We start from the raw sequence: 17,402 nt of genomic DNA on the forward strand, positions 1-17,402 counted from the left end.
ACCCGCCGGCGGGGGCGATATCATACCGCACACCAAAACAGAGGGGGAGTACATCATGCCGGGAGCCAATCTTACGAGGACGGAGGCCGAGGAGCGGTCCGCGATCGTCTCCGACGCCGCCTATACGATCGATCTCGATCTGACCCGGGGGGCGAAGACCTTCGGATCCGTTACCGAGATCACCTTCGACGCCGAGGCGGGATCCTCGACGTTCCTTGATCTCATCGCCGATACCGTGTCGTCCGTCACGCTCAACGGGCGCGAACTGCCCGCCGACGTGGTGGCCGACTCCCGCATCGCCCTTGACGATCTGGCCGATCACAACACCGTGACCGTGAAGGCCGACTGCCTGTACTCCACCACCGGAGAGGGTCTGCACCGCAGCGTCGACCCCTCCGACGGCAACGTGTACCTCTACACCCAGTTCGAGGTGCCGGACGCCCGCCGCGTGTTCGCCGTGTTCGACCAGCCCGACATCAAGGCCACCTTCGACTTCCGCGTCACCGCGCCGCAGTCATGGGACGTGATCTCCAACGGCGTGGTCGAGTCCGTGGAACACGTCGACCGACTCACCGACGCCGGCACGCTGGGCGACCACGAACCCGAAACCGCCAAGCGCTGGACCTTCGCCACCACCCCGCGCATGAGCTCCTACCTCACCGCGCTCGTCGCCGGTCCCTACGCCAGCTGGCACACCGAATACGCCAACGAGGACGGCCGCACCGTGCCGATGGGCATCTACTGCCGTCAGGCCCTCAAGGACGCCATGGCCAAGGACGTCGACTACCTGTTCGACATCACCAAGAAGGGCTTCGCCTTCTACAACGCGCAGTGGGACGTGCCCTACCCGTACAGCAAGTACGACCAGCTGTTCGTGCCCGAATACAATGCCGGCGCCATGGAGAACATCGGCACCGTGACGATCCGCGACTCCTACGTGTTCGAATCCAAAGTGACTGACGCGCTCGCCAACCGCCGCGTGGAAACCGTGTTGCACGAGCTCGCCCACATGTGGTTCGGCGACCTCGTGACCATGAAGTGGTGGAACGACCTGTGGCTCAACGAGTCGTTCGCCGAGTTCATGTCCACGCTCGCCACCGCCGAAGCCACCGACTGGTCGAACGACTGGGCCACGTTCTGCGCCGGCGAGAAAAGCTGGGCCCTGCGTCAGGACCAGCTGCCCACCACGCACCCGATCGTCGCGCCGATTAACGACCTCAACGACACCTACGTGAACTTCGACGGCATCACCTACGCCAAGGGCGCCTCCGTGCTGAAGCAGCTCGTGTTCTACGTGGGCCGCGAACAGTTCTTCCAGGGCATCCACAACTACCTCACCTCCCACGCGTACGGCAACGCCACGCTCGCCGACCTGCTCGGCGAACTGGAGAAGACCAGCGGCCGCGACCTCAAGGCGTGGAGCCGACAGTGGCTCGAATCCGCCGGCATCAACACCATCGCCACCGAGCTCGACACCGCCGCCTCCGGGGATGACGGCGACGGCACTGACGCCACTGACGACACCATCGAACGCCTCGCCCTGCGCCAGAGCGCCCCGGCCGAGCATGACGTGCTGCGCGTGCACCGCCTCGCCGTCGGCTTCTACGACCTCGACGATGCCGGCAAGGTCGTGCGCACCAAGCGCTTCGAACTCGACGTCGACGGCGAACTCACCGAAATCGCCGAAGCCAAGGGCCTCAAGCGTCCCGCGTTCATCATGGTGAACGACGACGACCTGACCTACACCAAGCTGCGCCTCGACGCCGCCTCGCTCGACTTCGCGCTGAACCACCTGCCCGACTTCACCGACGCGCTCACCCGCGCCACGGTGTGGCTGAGCCTGTGGGACATGACCCGCGACGGCGAACTGCCCGCCAAGGACTTCATCGACGTGAGCCTCAGGGCCCTCGCCACCGAAACCGAATCCACCACGTTCCGCTACGCCCTCGCCCAGATGAGCACCACCGCGCACCACTACGTGGCCGCCGCGCACCGCGCCGACGTGCTCAAGCAGGTCTCCGAAGGCCTGTGGACGCTCGCGAACGAGGCCGCGGCCGGCTCCGACAACCAGTTCCAGCTGCTCAAGGCCTACCTCGGCTACGGTCACGACGCCGACTTCGAAGCCCACGTGCGCGGTCTGCTCGACGGCTCCATCGCCCTGCCGGGACTGGCGATCGACAACAACCTGCGCTGGTCGCTCGTCCACGCGCTCGCCGATCAGGGGCTGATCGACGCCGAAGGCATCAACGCCGAGCTCGCCCGCCGCGACACCACCGAGAACCGTGAGTTCGCGTTCGGCGCCAAGGCCGCGATCAACACCGTCGACGCCAAGCGCTGGGCGTGGGATCAGGCCCTGCACAACGACGAGCTGACCAACTCGCAGCTGGAGGCCGTGGCCTACGCGTTCTCCGGCACCGACAGCCGCGAGCTCGCCGACCCGTACGTGGCCGAATACTTCACGGCCGTGGACTGGGTGTGGAAGCACAAGACCTACCACATGGCGGAAACGCTGCTCAACGGCCTGTACCCGGGCTACGCCGACCCGGCCGCGCTGGTGAAGGCCGGCGACGAGTGGCTGGCCGCGCACGAGGACGCCGACCGGGCGCTCAAGCGTCTGGTCGTGGAGAACCTCGCCGGTTCCCGCCGTACCCTCGCCGTGCTGAACTACAACGAGTCGCTGGCGTCGGCCGAGCAGGGCCGCTGACCCGCATACGACGTACACGACGATGATCCGTACACGACGATGATCCGCATACGATGAGCACCACCTTCACCCGCAACGACGACCCCGCCGAAGGCATCACGCTGGAGCAGCTGCTGGCCGATCCGGCGCTCAAGCTGCGTCTGGTATGCCCGGGAGCCGAAGGCGCGCTGAAACGCCGCATCTCCTGGGTCCACCCGGCGGAGATCCTCGACATCGCCATGTGGAGCGAACCGGGTGAGGTGCTGCTCACCACCGGCGCGAACTTCCCCACGGAGGGTATGGACGCCGAAGACGATCACGCCCTGCTGGTCAACGCGCGCAAGGCGGTGGGACTGCCGGCCCGATTCTCATCGGCGTCGGCGGCCTACCGTCAGTGGTGCGACACCTACGTGGCCCAGCTGGCCCAGGCCGGCGTGGTGGCCATCGGATTCGGCGTGGCGGTCAAGCACCCGACCACGCCGATGGCCCTGATCGACGCGGCCAACCGGGCCGGTCTGCCTCTCTTCGAGATCCCGCTGGAGATCCCGTTCACCCCGATCTCCAAAGCGGTCTCCCGGGCCCTGACCGACCGTCATGACGACGTAATGCGCCAGTCGTCGCTGCTGCAGCGTCAGGTGCTCAAGGCGGCGGCCGGCGGCGACTCCGTCCACGACGTGATCGCGATCACCGCCAAACTGGTCTCCGGATGGGCCGCATACGTGGACGCAAGCGGCACGGTGATCGACATCTCCAACCGCACGTTCGGCAAGCAGGCGCAGGACTGGGCCATGAAACTGGCCGCCAAGGCCGCGGAGGCACAGTCCAACCCCGGCATGACCACGCTGTTCGGTTCCGAAGCCGGCCGCGACTACTGCGCCAGCGTGGTACGCGACTCCAACGGCTCGCATGGCCGTCTGGTCGGTATCGTCGTGGCATCGGCCGCGCAGACCGATCAGATCGACATGTTGCTGAGATCGGTGACCATGGTCGCCGCCGACGTGATGTCGGTGGTGGTGCCGCAGCTCAAGGTGAGCGAACGGCATATCCGGCGTCTGCGGTCCGCATGCATCGGCGCGTTCGCCCAAGGCAACGGCAACGCGATGCTGCCGATGGCCGATGAACTGTGGCCCGACATTCCCCAGCCGCCGCTGCGACTGATCTGCGTGGACGGCGAGACCCTGGCCGTGGACCGGCTGTACACGGCATTGGACGCCGATCCGCAGTCCGCGGTCGGTGCGCGGCGCATCCTGTTCGGCGAATACGATCATCGCCTGTGGCTGGTGGTCGGCGCGGACGCGGCCGAAGCCGCGGAAGGCACGCTGCTGACCATGGAGGACATCGACTTCGGCGCCTGCGACTGCTCGTCGTGGCAGTCGATGGAATACCGGTTCCCCGAAGCCGTGCAGGACCTGCATCTACGGCGTCTCAACGACTCCGACCGGTCGTTCTCCGACATGTCGGTGCACGAGCTGATCCGACCCGACCTCGCCGTGGTCTATTCGCGCGAGCTGCTCAGGCCCCTCTACCGGCTGCCGAAGCAGGAGACCGAGGCGCTGCTAGCCACCATGCGCGAGCTCTTGGCCACGTCGTTCAACGTCGGTGCCACCGCCAAACGCCTCGACGTGCACCGGCACACCGTGGAGAACCGTCTGAACAAGATCGAACGCCTGCTCGGCCTCGACCTCGGCAACGAAGCCTCCCGCGTCCGCCTCTGGATCGCCTGCTCCTTCCTACGGCAGTAGGGTGGCCCGCGGGTTGGCGTGCATGGTGTGGTTGCGTGGGCCGGCTGTTCCCGGGACGGGGCTTCCCCTTGGAGGGAAGCTGGCCGCCGCAGGCGGTCTGATGAGGTATCCGACGAAGCGTTGGCCGAAAGGGCTTTTCTTCGGGGTGTGGTCGACCGGGCGGTGCGGCGTCCGACACACTCAAGGCCGTTCGGCCCCGCGTCCGGCAAGCCGGCCGCTAGCCTACGGTCGGACACCGCACCTCCCGGTCTCCGGCCCGACGGCTGTGTGACGTGGGCGACTGACGTGGGCGGCTGTTCCCGGGACGGGGCGGGCGGTTGCGTGACGTGGGCGTCTGTTCCCGGGACGGGGCTTCCCCTTGGAGGGGAAGCTGGCCGCCGCAGGCGGTCTGATGAGGTATCCGACGAAGCGTTGGCCGAGAGTGCTTTCTCCCGGTCTCCGCCCGACGGCTTGGTGTCGAGGCTAGAGTGAAAACGCTTCGACATGTGACGCTGCCGGAATGGACGATGTGCGACACACTCAAGGCCGTTCGGCCCCGCGTCCGGCAAGCCGGCCGCTAGCCTACGGTCGCACATCGTCCATCCCACCCGCTCGTGCTTTACTCAACCACCCCACCCCCAGTCAGCTCCGCTGACAGCCCCCCGCCGGCGGGAGCGTGATTTGGTCATGTGCCCGGTTTCCGTTTGATGCTGATGGATTGGAGTGCAAAAAGCCCGTTTTCACGGTCGGATCCATCGATATCAGCCGATATTCGATGGATCGGAGTGCAAAAACGCCGATATGCAGCCCAATCCATCGAAATCCGATTGCCGTGATTTCCGGATTGTTGGAATCATGCGGTTTTCAGGTGCCTCGATTTTTCCCGGCGATGGATTGGAGTGCGGAATCCGGGATTTGGCGGTCCAATCCATCGGAATCAGCCGATATTCGATGGATTGGAGTGCAAAAATGCCCGATATGCGTCGCAATCCATCGTGCCGGAGGAAAGAGCGTGTGTGGTCGGTTGCGCGGGCGGCTGTTCCCGGGACGGGGCTTCCCCTTGGAGGGGAAGCTGGCCGCCGATTAGGCGGACTGAGGGTGGTCAAACGCCGCAACGGCAATTACCGTATCAACCGTGCTTTGCTCAACCACCCCCAGTCAGCTCTGCTGACAGCCCCCGCCGGCGGGGGCGTGACGGATCTGCCCCAAACGGAACTAGCCAAACGGACTGACAGCCCCCGCCGGCGGGGGCGTGACCTGGGCGTGCGTCGCACGGGATGGCGGGAGCTGGCCGCCGTATGCGGTCTGGGGGTGGTTGAGCTGCCGTTCTCGCGCAGAATGCGGAACCTGATTTGTAAATTTCGCGTTAGGTTCTGTTACCGCTTGTGTATGTCGAATGTTACGAACCCATCGGTTCCTCCTATGGGGAAAACAGGGGGATTCGTTGGATTTCCAACGAAGTTGAACCATCAAACCGCAATCGTCCCTTGGTTCGTTACACCAAGTCGTCTGTGGACAATCCGTCCAATCAAAAATATTGAGTGGCTGAATTATCCATTGTTTGCGGCGCATATTGCGAGAAAACTCCCTACGTAGACGAGCGAAGGGCCAAGTCCGGGAGACAATCCCGAGCCCGGGGAGCCATCCCAGATCAGGGAACCATCCCAGATCAGGGAGACAATCCCAAGTCCGGGAAACGATCCCCGATCCGGAAGACCATTCCTGATCCGGGTGAAATCCCGTGCCGGCCCGCACACTCAGGCGAGAGGGAGGTTACGACGCTATGGGCGATTCGAAATGGCTGTACATTCTCAAGCGGCTGCTGCTGCTGATCCCGACGGTATGGGGGTGCGCCACGCTCACCTTCTTCCTGCTCAAGCTCACGCCGGGCGATCCGGCCGTGCAAGCGCTCGGTCCCAAGGCCAGCAAGCAGGCACTCGCCGCGCTGCGTGAATCCTGGGGCCTCAACGATCCGCTGTGGCAGCAGTACCTGCGCTTCCTCGGCGACCTGTGCACCGGCAATCTCGGCACCTCGTACTCGGCCAAGGCCCCGGTGGCCGAACTCATCGCCACCCGCCTGCCCGTCACTCTGATCATCATGGTGCTGGCCGCCCTGTTCGCCGTGCTCATCGCCCTGCCGCTGAGCATCTGGGTCGCCACCAGCGGCTCGCGCTGGGTGGGCGAGTTCGTGCGCATCCTCAACGCCGTCGCCCAGGGCTTCCCCACGTTCTTCCTCGGCGCGCTGCTGCTCCAGTTCTTCGCCATCCAGCTGGGCTGGTTCCCCATCGGCTCCGTCTCCGGGGGCGTGGACGTGGCCGCGCTGGTCCTGCCGTCCATCGCCGTGGCCGTCGCCATCGCCCCGATCCTGATCCGCAGCCTCACCCAGTCCCTGAAGGACTCCGTCTCCTCCGAATACGTGAACTTCGGCAAGGCCAAGGGCCTGAGCTACGCCAAGGTGCTGTTCGGCTACGCCCTGCGCAACGGCTCGATGTCCGCCGTCTCCGTGCTGGGCATCCAGGTCGGCTTCCTCGTCGGCGGCACGCTGGTCGTGGAGAACGTGTTCGCCGTCCCCGGTCTCGGCCAGCTGCTCATGGACTCCGTGATGAAGCGCGACTTCCCGGTGGTGCAGAGCCTCACCGTGATCTTCGGCATCATCGTCGTACTGGTCTACCTGATCACCGATCTCGCCTACGGTGCGCTCGATCCGCGCGCGGCGAAGCGCGGATGAGTCGAACGGCCAAGAGAGAAAGGAACGTCATGCCTGAAAGCAAGCAGATTCCCGTCGCGCAGGCCAGCAAGGACTACGCCAAGATCAAGCTCACCGGCTCCAAGCCCCGCAAGCGCATCCACGCCAACGTCGAAATCGTCATCGGCTGCGTGCTGCTCGGCATCATCGCGCTGATGATCATCGCGGCCCCGCTGCTCACCCCCTACGATCCCACCCACCAGAGCCTGCGCGAGGCCATGCTCGGCTTCTCCTCCGACCACCCGCTCGGCACCGACCAGTTCGGCCGCGACATCTGGGCCCGACTGCTCTACGGCGGCCGCATTGACCTGTTCGTCGCTGTGATGGCCGTGTTCACCCCGCTGGTCATCGGCACGATCCTCGGCGCCATCGCCGGCTACTTCGACGGCCCGGTCCCGGTGGTCATCATGCGACTGGCCGATCTGGTCTCCTCCTTCCCGTTCTACGTGCTGGTGATCGTGCTGGTGTTCGTGCTCGGCAACGGCGGCACCTCCATCTTCATCGCCATCTCCGCGGTCTCCTGGGTGCCGTACACCCGAATCTCCCGCGGTGAGACGCTGGTGCTGCGCGACCGCGAATTCATCGCCAGCTGCAAGACCAGCGGCTTCTCCGACGGCTGGGTGCTGTTCCGCCACGTGATCCCGAACATCGCCTCGCAGGGCATCGTCTACGCGATGAGCGACATCGTGATCAACCTCGGCATCATCGTCACGCTGAGCTACTTCGGCCTCGGCATCGTGCCGCCCACACCCGACTGGGGACAGATGATGAACGACGGCCAGCAGTTCCTCTCCGCAGGCATCTACAGCCTCACCGTCATCCCCACCATCGTCATCGTGCTGATCTCCCTGGCCCTCTCGTTCATCGGCGACGGCCTGGCGAACGTGCTGAAAGTGAGGCGCTAATCATGACCACCGCAGCAAATACCGCGAACACCGCAACCGCAACCCCCGCGGCAACCGCAAACCCCGAAACCCCCGAAACCCGGTCCGACCCCGAATACGCCCTCGAGATCGTCGACCTGTGCATCGACGTCGACAAGCACGGCGAGCGCGTGCCGGCCGTCAAGAACCTGACCATCCGCGTCAAGGCCGGCGAATCGCACGGTCTGGTCGGCGAGTCCGGCTCCGGCAAGAGCCTCACCCTGCGCGCGGTGATGGGTCTGTTCGCCAAGGGCGCCTACTACCGTTCCGGCTACATCCGCATCTGCGGGCACGAGGTGCTCGGCCCCGACACCCCCGACTACGATCCGTCCATGCGCGGCAAGGGCGTGTCGATGGTGTTCCAGGAGCCGGCCGTGGCGCTCAACCCGATCATGAAGGTCGGCTGGCAGATCGTCGACGCGGTGCGCGAGCAGGAGCATCTGAGCCGCGCCGAGGCGAAGGCCCGCGCCATCGAGCTGATGACCAGCGTGGGCATCACGAACCCCGAGGACCGTTTCGACGCCTACCCGTTCGAACTGTCCGGCGGCATGCGCCAGCGCGTGATGATCGCCGCGGCCATCGCCTGCAAACCGAAGGTGCTGCTGTGCGACGAGCCGACCACCGCCCTCGACGTGACCATTCAGGAGCAGATCCTCGAGATCTTCCGCGACATCGCGAAGTCCGGCACCGCGCTGCTGTACGTCACGCACGATCTGGCGGTCGTCTCCCAGCTGTGCGAGACGCTGAGCGTGATCTACCACGGCGCGATCGTGGAGGAGGGCACGCTGCGGCGGGTGTTCGACGATCCGCAGGACGACTACACCCGGCAGCTCTTAAGCTCCACGCCGTATCTCAAGGGCAGCATGAAGGCCGCGAAGGCGTCCACGAAGCAGGCGGCGGGTAACGGCCGCGCAACGGCCCAGTCGGAAACGGCCCGGTCGCAGACCGCCCAGTCGGAAACGGCCCAGTCGGAAGCAAAGGGGGAGTGACCCATGGCCACATGGAACGAGATGATCGACACCGCTGAGACCAAGGCCGAGAAAAGCGGCGAGGAGGGGCGCATCGTCAACCCCTTCGGCGAGGACTCCAAGCCCGAGGTGCATCGCACCCGACTGCTTGACGTGCAGGACCTCAATATCGAATTCACCACCAAGGTGCATGGTCGGAAGACGAAGTTCAAGGCCGTCAAGGACGCGAACCTGCACGTCGACTTCGCCGAGATCGTCGGTCTGGTCGGCGAGTCCGGCTCCGGCAAATCCACGATCTCCCGCGCGGTCGTCGGCCTCAACGACCACTACAGCGGCCGGATCGTGTTCGATGGCAAGGAGCTGGGCCGCAAGCGCTCCCGCGAACAGTGGCGCGAGATCCAGATGGTGTTCCAGGATCCGTACGCCTCGCTCGACCCGCGACTGACCGTGCGCAAGATGCTGCGCGAGGTGATCCTGTACCACAACGTGGTCATGGTCACGCAGGCCGACGCCTACTGCGAATACCTGATGAACCTCGTCGAGCTGCCGGTCGAGCTGCTGGAGGCCCTGCCGGCCGAGATGTCCGGCGGTCAGCGTCAGCGCGTGGCCATCGCCCGCGCACTCGCCGTCCGTCCGTGGCTGCTCATCGCCGACGAGCCGACCGCCGCGCTCGACGTCTCCGTGCAGGCCGGCATCATCAACCTGCTCATGGACCTCAACAAGCGGCTTGATCTGTCGATCCTGTTCATCTCCCACGACCTGAACATCGTGCGGTCGATCTGCGAGCGCACGTACGTGATCTACCACGGCGATCTGGTGGAGGAGGGCCCCACCGAGCAGGTGTTCAGCCACCCGGCGAACGATTACACCCGCCGGCTGATCAACGCGATCCCGAAGCTGTCCAGCAAGTACGTGGAGCGGCTGGCCGCCGGGGAGACCGGCGTGGCCGAAACGGCCGAGACCGGTGAGAAGACCGCAGCCGAGAGCGAGAACGAGAAGACCGAGGAGCAGGCATGATGAAGACGTTCAGGAAGATCGCGGCCGTGGCCGTGGCCGCGGTGATGACCCTGTCGATGGCGGCGTGCGGCGGATCGCGGTCCACCGCGGCCGATACGCAGGATCTGGTGGTGGCCCGTTCGCTGGAGACCACCGATATGCTGCCGCAGACCGGATTCAGCAACGGTGACATCTGGGCGATCCAGCAGGTGTATCAGACGCTGACGCGCAACAAGACCGATGGATCGGGGGTCGAGCCGGGACTGGCGACCTCGTGGAAGCAGTCGTCGGACGGACTGTCGTGGACGTTCAAGCTGCGTCACGGCGTGAAGTTCCACAACGGCAAGACCATGACCGCCAAGGACGTGAAGTTCTCTCTCGACTTCGCCCGCACCGCCCGCGACGACAAGCCGTGGCAGTTCCTGTTCACCGCGATCAAGAACGTGGCGATCGTGGACGACTACACCGTGCGGCTCGACCTGACCGAGCCGTGGGCGCCGCTGCCGTCCGACCTGTCGATGTCGGCCTCGGCGATCATGCCGGCGGATTTCGGTGGCAAGACCGAGACACAGTTCCGCAACAACCCGGTGGGCACCGGCCCGTACAAGCTGGGCGAGTGGAAGAAGGGCGACTACATCAAGTTCGTGAAGAACCCCGACTACTGGGAGAAGGGCAAGCCAAAGCTCAACTCCGTGACGTTCAAGTACGTTTCCGACGCCAACACCCGTTCGCAGATGGTGCAGTCCGGTCAGGCGCAGATCGATGAGTTCCCGACGGCCGTCTCCGTGTCGTCACTGAAGAAGACGAAGAACGTGCATGTGGAGTCGTTCCCCTCCACGTCGCTGATCTGGGTGAACCTCAACAACCGCAAGAAGCCGCTCAACGACGTGCATGTGCGCCGTGCCATGGCCTACGCCATCGACAAGACCGCCATTGTGCGCGCGATCTACTACGGTCAGGCGGAAAGCGCGAACTCCATGCTCTCGAAGAACCTCATGGGATACTCGAAGGACGTGAAGGACCTCGAGTACAGCATGAAGAAGGCCAAGGAGGAGCTGGCCAAGTCCAGCGCCCCGAAGCATTTCTCGCTCACCATTCAGGTGCAGTCCGGCGACCCGGAGAAGTCGATGCTCGCGCAGATCCTGCAGGAGTCGTGGAAGGAGCTCGGCATCGACGTACAGCTGCAGACGCTCGACTCCACCACCGTGTACTCGAACCGTACGGCCGGCGACTTCGACGTGGCGATGTTCGAGATGACCAACGACATCTCCGATCCGGACGAGTGGATGCAGTACATGTTCTCGTCCACCGCCAACGTGAACTCCGGATACAAGAACGAGAAGGTGGATTCGCTGATCAAGCGGGCCGCGGCCGACAGCAACCAGGCCAATCGTCTGAAGGACTACGCCGAGGTGCAGCAGATCATCGCCGACGAGGCGCCGGAGATCCCGCTGGTGTACAAGCCGGGCCTGTTCGCGGTGCGTGACCAGGTGAAGAACTTCACGGTCACCACGCTGGGCGAGTATAAGCTCGCCGACACCACCATCGCTCAGGAGCAGTGATTTCAGGGCAGTGATTCCGGAGCGGTGATCGGGGGCAGGTGGTTTATCTGCCCCTCATCAGTCAGCCTCCGGCTGCCAGCTTCCCCCGAGGGGGAAGCCTGATGGTCCCCCTTGCCTTCTGCCGTCCACTCTTGCCTTCCCTTTTTCAAAGGGGAAGGTGGCCGGCACATGCCGGTCGGATGAGGTTGGATTGGGTTCCCTGTGCGGTGGGCCGTTGGCTCCTCTCACTTGGGCCGCTCATTCGCCGGTCGGTCAATTGCGAGGAAAACGGGAGGGAATTTCGCGCGATCGGCGCTGTGCCGGACGGTCTTGAGTACCATGGTTGACGGTAATGGCGTCTTTGAGATAGCGAGGATGAAAGCTCATGCCACGTATGTTCGGAACCGATGGTGTTCGTGGATTGGCAAACCGGGATCTGACCGCACAGCTCGCCCTTGATCTGGGCGATGCCGCGGTCCGCGCGCTGGGGGACGACCAGAGCGAGGGGCGTCGTCGCGCGCTGGTGGGCCGCGACACCCGCGTCTCCGGCGACTTTCTGGCAGCCGCGCTGTCGTCCGGCATGAGCGCCGGCGGCTTCGACGTGATCGACGCCGGCATCATCCCCACTCCCGGCGTGGCCTACCTGACCTCCGTGCTCAACGTCGAGATGGGCGCGGTGATCTCCGCGTCGCACAACCCGATGCCCGACAACGGCATCAAGTTCTTCGCCCGCGGAGGCTTCAAGCTGCCCGATGCCAAGGAGGACGAGATCGAGTCGCTGCTCGGCCAGGACTGGGAGCGTCCGACTGGCGCTGGCGTGGGCCGCATCTCGCATGACACCGCCACCGCCACGAAGCTGTACATCGACCATCTGGTCTCCTCGATCGCCCCGGTGGAATCCGGCAAGCCGCAGCCCAAGCCGCTCAAGGGCCTGCGCATCGTGGCCGACTGCGCCAACGGCGCCACTTCGGTGGTGGCCCCCGAGGCCCTGCGCCGTGCTGGCGCCGACGTGGTGGTGATCAACGCCTCCCCGGACGGCTACAACATCAACAAGCATGCCGGCTCGACCCACCCCGAGCAGCTGCAGGCCATGGTCAAGGCCTCCGACGCGGTGATGGGCGTGGCCTTCGACGGCGACGCCGACCGCTGTCTCGCCGTGGACGAGGACGGCAACATGGTCAACGGCGATCAGATCATGGGCATTCTCGCCCGCGCCAAGAAGCGCGAGGGCAAGCTCAACCACGACACCCTCGTCGTGACCGTGATGAGCAACCTCGGCCTCAAGCTCGCCCTGCGCGACATGGGCATCACCACCGTGCAGACCAACGTCGGCGACCGCTACGTGCTGGAGGAGATGCTGCGCGGCGACTACTCGCTCGGCGGCGAGCAGTCCGGCCACGTCATCAACCGCGAGTTCGCCACCACCGGCGACGGCACGCTCACCGCGCTGACCCTGGCCAACGAGGTGGTGAAGTCCGGCAGGAGCCTCAAGGAGCTGGCCGCCGACTTCCCGCAGCTGCCGCAGCAGCTCATTAACGTGCCGAACGTCGACAAGATGGCCGCGCCCACCAACGCCAAGGTGCAGGCCGCCGTGGAGCGCGAGGAGAAGCTGCTGGGCGACACCGGCCGCGTGCTGCTGCGCCCCTCCGGCACCGAGCCGCTGGTGCGCGTGATGGCCGAGGCCGCCACGCAGGAGCAGGCCGACGAGGTGTGCGAGCGTCTGGCGAAGGTCGTCGCCGACGAGCTCGCGCTCTAGTCGCTTCAGGCTTCGGATTCGGCAATCCATACACACGTACGGGGATACGGAGGAAGACGAGGAAGACGATGTTCGGAACCAGCAAGTCCACGAAGATCAACATGGAGCTCAACCGCGAGGTGGAGCTCATGCTCAAGGAGGCCCGCACCGAGAACGACGGGCTGCTGCCCATCGTGCAGGCCGGCGAGCCGGTGCTGCGGCAGAAGACGGCGAAATATCAGGGCCAGCTCACCAAGGCCACGTTCAGGAAGCTCATCGAAACGATGCGCCACACCATGATCGAGGCCCCCGGCGTCGGTCTTGCCGCCACGCAGATCGGTCTTTCGCTGGCGTTCGCCGTCATGGAGGACCACGTCGGCGCCGAGGACGACAACGATCCGCGCGAGGCTGCCGAACTGCCGTTCCGCGTGATCGTCAACCCCGTGTACACGCCGGTGGGGGAGGAGACCCGCAGCTTCTACGAGGGCTGCCTGAGCTTCGACGGCTATCAGGCGGTGCGCCGCCGCTGGCTCGACATCGACGCCGAATGGGACGACGAGACCGGCATGCACCACAAGGAGCGCATGCACGGCTGGCCGGCGCGCATCTTCCAGCACGAGACCGACCACCTCTCCGGCGAGCTGTACATCGACAAGGCGGAGATCCGCAGCCTGACGACGTACGACAACCTCGAGGACTACTGGTGCGACGATCCGGTCCCCACCCTCGCCGCCAAGGAGCTGGGCTTCGAGCTATAGACCGTAGACGGATTCCGACGGATCATGTCGGATGCTGACGGATTCTGACACAGGACCGGATGGGCGTGTTGCTTGTCCGGCCCTGTTGTATCATGGATACTTGTGTGTGCCATTGACGCGGCATATGTGATCGGCTGCGTCTGAATGGGACATCCCGAATTCCAACGATCCGGGCCGGCAACGGCCATGGTGAGGATGCAGGGCCATCGGGCCGGTGGACTGTGGCTGATGCGCTTCCGATTCGAAGCAGCGTCCTGTGAAGCCGCAGTGTGGCGGCTCCACGAGGAACAGCAACTATGTGAATCGGAGAATTCCATTGCCTACTATTGAGCAGCTCGTCCGCAAGGGACGTAAGCCGAAGCCGAAGAAGTCGAAGACTTTGGCTCTGAAGGGCAGCCCGCTGCGTCGCGGCGTGTGCACCCGTGTCTACACCACCACCCCGAAGAAGCCGAACTCGGCTCTGCGTAAGGTCGCCCGTGTGCGCCTGTCCTCGGGCATTGAAGTCACCGCCTACATTCCGGGCGAAGGCCACAACCTGCAGGAGCACTCCATCGTGCTCGTGCGCGGCGGCCGTGTGAAGGATCTTCCTGGTGTGCGTTACCACATCGTGCGTGGCGCGCTCGATACCCAGGGTGTCAAGGACCGCAAGCAGGGTCGTTCCCTGTACGGAGCAAAGAAGGCGAAGTAAGAGAAATGTCACGTAAAGGACCCGCTAAGAAGCACCAGCTCCTGCCCGATCCGATCTACGGCTCGACGGTGGTTGCCCAGCTCATCAACAAGATTCTGCTCGACGGCAAGAAGTCGATCGCCGAGGACATCGTCTACTCCGCTCTCGACATCGTCAAGGAGAAGACCGACCAGGAGCCCGTTTCCGTGCTGAAGCGCGCTCTGGACAACATCCGTCCGTCCCTCGAGGTCCGCTCCCGCCGTGTCGGTGGCGCCACCTACCAGGTGCCGGTCGAGGTCAAGCCGAACCGCGCCAACACCCTGTCCCTGCGCTGGCTGACCGACTTCTCCCGCGCCCGTCGTGAGAAGACCATGGCCGAGCGTCTGGCCAACGAAATCCTCGATGCCTCCAACGGCCTCGGCGCTTCTGTCAAGCGTCGCGAGGATACTCATAAGATGGCAGAGGCCAACAAGGCCTTCGCTCATTACCGCTGGTAATTTCGTTCGGATAGAGAGTTAAGGAATACCAATGGCACAAGACGTGCTTTCGGACCTGAACAAGGTTCGCAACATCGGCATCATGGCTCACATCGATGCCGGTAAGACCACTACGACGGAGCGTATCCTCTACTACACCGGCGTGAACTACAAGATCGGTGAGGTGCACGACGGCGCCGCGACCATGGACTTCATGGCGCAGGAGCAGGAGCGTGGTATCACCATCCAGTCCGCGGCAACCACCTGCTTCTGGAGCCGTCAGACCCACGACACCAAGGACAAGTTCCAGATCAACATCATCGACACCCCCGGCCACGTGGACTTCACGGCCGAGGTGGAGCGCTCCCTGCGCGTGCTCGATGGCGCCGTTGCCGTGTTCGACGGCAAGGAAGGTGTGGAGCCCCAGTCCGAGACCGTGTGGCGTCAGGCCGACAAGTACTCCGTCCCGCGTATCTGCTTCATCAACAAGATGGATAAGCTGGGCGCGAACTTCTACTACTCGGTCGACACCATCAAGGACAAGCTGGGTGCCAACCCGCTCGTGATGCAGCTGCCGATCGGCGCCGAGAACGACTTCGCCGGCGTGGTGGACCTGGTCGAGATGAAGGCCTACGTCTGGAACGGCACCGAGGGCCTCGGCGCCAAGTACGAGACCACCGATATTCCTGAGGACCTCAAGGACAAGGCCGAGGAGTACCACACCGCCCTGATCGAGGCCGTGGCCGAGACCGACGACGCGCTGATGGAGAAGTACTTCGGTGGCGAGGAGCTCACCAAGGACGAGATCCGTGCCGCCGTGCGCAAGCTCACCATCAACCGCGAGGCCTTCCCGGTCTTCTGCGGCTCCGCCTTCAAGGACAAGGGTGTGCAGCCGATGCTGGACGCCGTCGTCGATTACCTGCCGTCCCCCGAGGACGTGCCGGCCATCAAGGGCTTCAAGCCCGGCGACGAGTCCGTCGAGATCGACCGCAAGCCCACCAAGAGCGATCCGTTCTCCGCTCTGGTCTTCAAGATCTCCACCCACCCGTTCTACGGCAAGCTCGTGTTCGTGCGCGTCTACTCCGGTGAGGTCAAGCAGGGCGATTCCGTGCTCGACTCCACCCGCGAGAAGAAGGAGCGCATCGGCAAGATCTTCCAGATGCACGCCGACAAGGAGAATCCGATGGATTCCGCCTCCGCCGGTAACATCTACACCTTCGTTGGCCTGAAGAATGTCACCACCGGCGACACCCTGTGCGCCCTCGACGCTCCGATCACCCTCGATTCCATGACCTTCCCCGATCCGGTGATCGAGGTGGCCGTGGAGCCGAAGACCAAGGCCGACCAGGAGAAGATGGGCATCGCCCTCGCCAAGCTCTCCGAAGAGGATCCGACCTTCCAGGTCAAGACCGACGAAGAGTCCGGCCAGACCCTGATCTCCGGCATGGGCGAGCTCCAGCTCGACATCATCGTCGACCGTATGCGTCGCGAGTTCAAGGTGGAGTGCAACCAGGGCAAGCCGCAGGTGGCCTACCGCGAGACCATCCGCAAGGCCGTCATGAACCAGGAATACACCCACAAGAAGCAGACCGGTGGTTCCGGCCAGTTCGCAAAGGTCCTGATGAACTTCGAGCCGCTCGACACCGAGGCCGGCGAGACCTTCGAGTTCGAGAACACCGTCACCGGCGGCCACATCTCGGGCGAGTTCATCAAGCCGATTGAGGACGGCGTCAAGGAAGCCATGGAATCCGGCGTGCTCGCCGGCTTCCCGGTCGTGGGCGTCAAGGCCACCGTCACCGACGGTGCCATGCACCCGGTCGATTCCTCCGAAATGGCCTTCAAGATCGCCGGCTCCATGGCCTTCAAGGAGGCCGCCCCGAAGGCGAAGCCCGTCATCCTCGAGCCGATCATGGCCGTCGAGGTCCGTACTCCTGAGGAGTACATGGGCGACGTCATCGGCGATCTGAACCAGCGTCGTGGCAACATCCAGTCCATGACCGACGCCACCGGCGTCAAGGTCATCGACGCCAAGGTGCCGCTGAGCGAAATGTTCGGCTACATCGGCGACCTGCGTTCCAAGACCCAGGGCCGCGCCATGTTCACCATGCAGATGGATTCCTACGCCGAGGTGCCGAAGAGCGTCTCCGACGAGATCATCAAGGCCCAGCGCGGCGAGTGAGCCACGCTT

General features: G+C 64.5%; 12 protein-coding genes. All 12 read left to right on the plus strand.

What is annotated here, in order from left to right; all coding sequences use genetic code 11:
* Positions 1-55: 55 nt before the first annotated feature.
* The 12 genes from pepN (at position 56) to fusA (ending at position 17,393) form a co-directional block, all read left to right on the plus strand.
* Positions 56-2,704, plus strand: a complete 2,649-nt coding sequence (gene pepN, locus CSQ87_RS00075; RefSeq protein ID WP_100511820.1) for an aminopeptidase N — start codon at positions 56-58, stop codon at positions 2,702-2,704.
* Between the two features lie 53 nt (positions 2,705-2,757).
* Positions 2,758-4,425 (plus strand): PucR family transcriptional regulator, encoded by a 1,668-nt coding sequence (locus CSQ87_RS00080; protein ID WP_100511821.1) that lies wholly within the window; start codon positions 2,758-2,760, stop codon positions 4,423-4,425.
* A 1,762-nt stretch (positions 4,426-6,187) separates the two neighbouring features.
* Complete coding sequence (locus tag CSQ87_RS00085; RefSeq protein WP_100511822.1) at positions 6,188-7,132, plus strand: ABC transporter permease; 945 nt, start codon at positions 6,188-6,190, stop codon at positions 7,130-7,132.
* Positions 7,133-7,161: 29 nt separating this feature from the next.
* On the plus strand, positions 7,162-8,055 hold the full coding sequence (locus tag CSQ87_RS00090) for an ABC transporter permease (protein WP_165776660.1): 894 nt from the start codon (positions 7,162-7,164) through the stop codon (positions 8,053-8,055).
* 2 nt (positions 8,056-8,057) lie between these two features.
* A complete protein-coding gene (locus CSQ87_RS00095; protein WP_100511824.1) occupies positions 8,058-9,062 on the plus strand; it encodes an ABC transporter ATP-binding protein in 1,005 nt (334 codons plus the stop codon).
* A gap of 3 nt (positions 9,063-9,065) precedes the next feature.
* The gene (locus tag CSQ87_RS00100; RefSeq protein ID WP_100511825.1) at positions 9,066-10,058 is read left to right on the plus strand and encodes an ABC transporter ATP-binding protein; all 993 of its coding nucleotides are present in this window, start codon (positions 9,066-9,068) and stop codon (positions 10,056-10,058) included.
* Complete coding sequence (locus CSQ87_RS00105) at positions 10,055-11,599, plus strand: ABC transporter substrate-binding protein (protein ID WP_100511826.1); 1,545 nt, start codon at positions 10,055-10,057, stop codon at positions 11,597-11,599. The genes CSQ87_RS00100 and CSQ87_RS00105 overlap by 4 nt, the downstream gene beginning before the upstream one ends.
* A gap of 364 nt (positions 11,600-11,963) precedes the next feature.
* Entirely contained in the window at positions 11,964-13,334 is a 1,371-nt protein-coding gene (gene glmM, locus CSQ87_RS00110; protein WP_100511827.1) for a phosphoglucosamine mutase, read from the plus strand.
* A gap of 68 nt (positions 13,335-13,402) precedes the next feature.
* Positions 13,403-14,071 carry a peptide deformylase gene (locus tag CSQ87_RS00115; RefSeq protein WP_100511828.1) on the plus strand — a complete coding sequence of 223 codons (669 nt, stop codon included), beginning with the start codon at positions 13,403-13,405 and terminating at the stop codon, positions 14,069-14,071.
* A gap of 316 nt (positions 14,072-14,387) precedes the next feature.
* Positions 14,388-14,759 carry a 30S ribosomal protein S12 gene (gene rpsL / locus CSQ87_RS00120; protein WP_100510868.1) on the plus strand — a complete coding sequence of 124 codons (372 nt, stop codon included), beginning with the start codon at positions 14,388-14,390 and terminating at the stop codon, positions 14,757-14,759.
* Positions 14,760-14,764: 5 nt separating this feature from the next.
* Complete coding sequence (gene rpsG / locus CSQ87_RS00125; RefSeq protein ID WP_100511829.1) at positions 14,765-15,235, plus strand: 30S ribosomal protein S7; 471 nt, start codon at positions 14,765-14,767, stop codon at positions 15,233-15,235.
* 31 nt (positions 15,236-15,266) lie between these two features.
* A complete protein-coding gene (gene fusA, locus CSQ87_RS00130) occupies positions 15,267-17,393 on the plus strand; it encodes an elongation factor G (protein WP_100511830.1) in 2,127 nt (708 codons plus the stop codon).
* The last annotated feature ends 9 nt before the right edge of the window (positions 17,394-17,402 follow it).

Origin of the sequence: Bifidobacterium simiarum, assembly GCF_002802905.1 — a bacterium.
GTDB lineage: Bacteria > Actinomycetota > Actinomycetes > Actinomycetales > Bifidobacteriaceae > Galliscardovia > Galliscardovia simiarum.

Coding starts and splice junctions, on each gene's coding strand:
- pepN (WP_100511820.1), top strand. CDS start 56: ATGCCGGGAGCCAATCTTACGAGGACGGAGGCCGAGGAGCGGTCCGCG.
- CSQ87_RS00080 (WP_100511821.1), top strand. CDS start 2,758: ATGAGCACCACCTTCACCCGCAACGACGACCCCGCCGAAGGCATCACG.
- CSQ87_RS00085 (WP_100511822.1), top strand. CDS start 6,188: ATGGGCGATTCGAAATGGCTGTACATTCTCAAGCGGCTGCTGCTGCTG.
- CSQ87_RS00090 (WP_165776660.1), top strand. CDS start 7,162: ATGCCTGAAAGCAAGCAGATTCCCGTCGCGCAGGCCAGCAAGGACTAC.
- CSQ87_RS00095 (WP_100511824.1), top strand. CDS start 8,058: ATGACCACCGCAGCAAATACCGCGAACACCGCAACCGCAACCCCCGCG.
- CSQ87_RS00100 (WP_100511825.1), top strand. CDS start 9,066: ATGGCCACATGGAACGAGATGATCGACACCGCTGAGACCAAGGCCGAG.
- CSQ87_RS00105 (WP_100511826.1), top strand. CDS start 10,055: ATGATGAAGACGTTCAGGAAGATCGCGGCCGTGGCCGTGGCCGCGGTG.
- glmM (WP_100511827.1), top strand. CDS start 11,964: ATGCCACGTATGTTCGGAACCGATGGTGTTCGTGGATTGGCAAACCGG.
- CSQ87_RS00115 (WP_100511828.1), top strand. CDS start 13,403: ATGTTCGGAACCAGCAAGTCCACGAAGATCAACATGGAGCTCAACCGC.
- rpsG (WP_100511829.1), top strand. CDS start 14,765: ATGTCACGTAAAGGACCCGCTAAGAAGCACCAGCTCCTGCCCGATCCG.
- fusA (WP_100511830.1), top strand. CDS start 15,267: ATGGCACAAGACGTGCTTTCGGACCTGAACAAGGTTCGCAACATCGGC.